Origin of the sequence: Ideonella azotifigens, from assembly GCF_006519715.1 — a bacterium.
In the GTDB taxonomy this organism is placed as follows: Bacteria; Pseudomonadota; Gammaproteobacteria; order Burkholderiales; family Burkholderiaceae_C; genus Ideonella; species Ideonella azotifigens.
The window spans coordinates 1-2,299 of sequence record NZ_VIDT01000791.1 but is presented as its reverse complement, the minus strand read 5'-3'; the positions used below and the strand labels follow the sequence as shown (position 1 = coordinate 2,299).

Sequence of the window (2,299 nt, the reverse complement as noted above, 5' to 3'; positions counted from 1 at the left end):
CGGCGCTGCCTACGTGCCGCTGGACCTGGCCTATCCCGAAGAGCGGCTGGCCTTCATGGTGCAGGACAGCGGCGTGCAGGCCGTGCTGGCGCACCGCCAGGCCTTGCCTGGCCTGCGCCTGCCGGCAGGCGTGCGGCGCATCGAGCTGGAAACCTTGGACCTGCAGGCCCAGCCGGCACACGACCTCGCGCTGCCGGTGCACGAGCATGTGCTGGCCTACGTCATCTACACCTCCGGCTCCACCGGCACGCCCAAGGGCGTGGCCGTGTCGCACGGGCCGCTGGCCATGCATTGCCTGGCCACGGCCGAGGTCTACGGCATGGGCCCGGGCTCCTGCGAGCTGCACTTCATGTCCTTCTCGTTCGACGGCGCGCACGAGCGCTGGCTCACCGCGCTCTGCGTGGGCGCTGGCCTGGCGCTGCGCGACAACGAGCTGTGGACCGCCGAGCAGGCCTACGACGCGCTGCACCGCTACGGCGTCACCAACGCCGCATTCCCGCCGGCCTACCTGGGCCAACTCGCGGATTGGGCCAGCACGCGCAACGACGCGCCGCCGGTCGAGCTTTATGTCTTCGGCGGCGAAGCCATGCCCAAGGCGTCCTACGACAAGGTGCGCGAAACGCTGCGGCCGCAGGTGCTGATCAACGGCTACGGCCCGACCGAAACCGTGGTCACGCCGCTGATCTGGAAGAGCGACGCGAGCGAAGGTTTCGACTGCGCCTACGCGCCCATCGGCAAGCCGGTGGGCGAGCGCGCGGTGTACGTGTGCGATGCGGACATGCGCCTGGTGCCTGCCGGCGTGGTGGGCGAGCTCTACATCGGCGGCTACGGCCTGGCGCGCGGCTACCTCGGTCGCCAGGGGCTGACGGCCGAGCGCTTCGTGGCCGACCCGTTCAGCAACGAAGGCGGTCGCCTCTACCGCACCGGCGACCTGGTGCGCTGGATGGCCGACGGCAACATCGAGTACATCGGCCGCGTCGACCATCAGGTGAAGATCCGTGGCTTCCGCATCGAGCTGGGCGAGATCGAAAGCCGCACTCGCGAGATGCCTGGCGTGCTGGACGTGGCCGTCGTCGCCCGCGATGGCACCGGTGGCCGCCGCCTGGTCGCCTACCTGGTGCCAATGGCCGGGCAGGACGCAGGCCGCCTGGCCGCCCGCGTGCAACAGCAATGGCGCGAGCAACTGCCGGACTACATGGTGCCGGCGCAGCTCGTCACGCTGCCCGCACTGCCACGCCTGGTCAGCGGCAAGCTGGACCGTGCGCAACTGCCCGAGCCCGAGCGGGCGCAAGGGCGGGCCGTGAAGCCGCCTTCCACACCGCAGGCGCGCCAGCTGGTGGCGATCTGGCAGGAGGTGCTGGGCGTGCAGGCGATTGGCGAAGACAGCAACTTCTTCGAATGCGGCGGCGACTCGCTGTCCAGCCTCAAGCTGCTGGCCAGGATGCGCGCGCTCGGCGACCCCGCGCTGGCCTTCAAGCTGCGTGACCTGATGCAGCGCCCCACCATTGCCAGCCTGCTGGGCCTGCACAGCAGCGCTGCGCAGCCCAGCGCTTCGCCGGCAGGCCTGCAGCGCCTGGACGCAGGCGGCGCCACCGCGAGCGGCGAACCGCTGTTCTGCCTGCACGCAGGTCTCGGCACCGTCTTCGACTACCGCCCGCTCGCCCGCCACCTGCAAGGCCAGCGCCCGGTCTACGGCATCCCCAGCCGCATGCTCGGCGACCCGTCGCACCGCGAAGATTCGCTGCCGCAAATGGCCACCGATTACGCGCGCATGATCCAGGCCCAGCAGCCGCAAGGCCTGCTGCACCTGATCGGCTGGTCCTTCGGCGGCACGCTGGCCGCAGCCGTCGCCGCCGTGCTCGAACAAGCCGGCCGCCAGGTCGCCTTCCTCGGCCTGGTGGACCCGTTCATTCCGGCCAGCGGCGAGCAATCAGAGGCCATGGACGGCGACATCCGCCAGGCCCTGCGAGACTTCGCCCAGCTCGCACTGCCCGGTCAAAGCGAGCTGGATCCTGCCAGCTTGCCCGCCATCGAAACGCTGGGCGACGAAGCCACCGTCGCCGCCTGGCTGGACGCCCGCATTGCGCTGCTGCGCGCCAGCGGCGTTGCGGGGTCAGCTGAAGCTGGCGACCTGAACAGCCTGGATGGCAGCGAACTCGCTCGGGTCTTCAGCGTCGCGTTGAGACTGCGCGAGATCGCCGCGCAGGCCGATGCGCTGGTGCCGGTGCAGTGCAGCGCGCAATCCTGGTGGGTGGCCGAGCGGCCGGCTGCAGATCGGGCGGTGCTGTCGGCACAGCTC

Annotated in this window: 1 protein-coding gene; it reads left to right on the top strand. The window is 70.7% G+C overall.

Annotated features, from left to right (window positions below):
• A partial coding sequence (locus FKP22_RS27690) for an amino acid adenylation domain-containing protein (RefSeq protein WP_141291214.1) occupies positions 1-2,299 on the top strand: 2,299 nt, incomplete at both ends.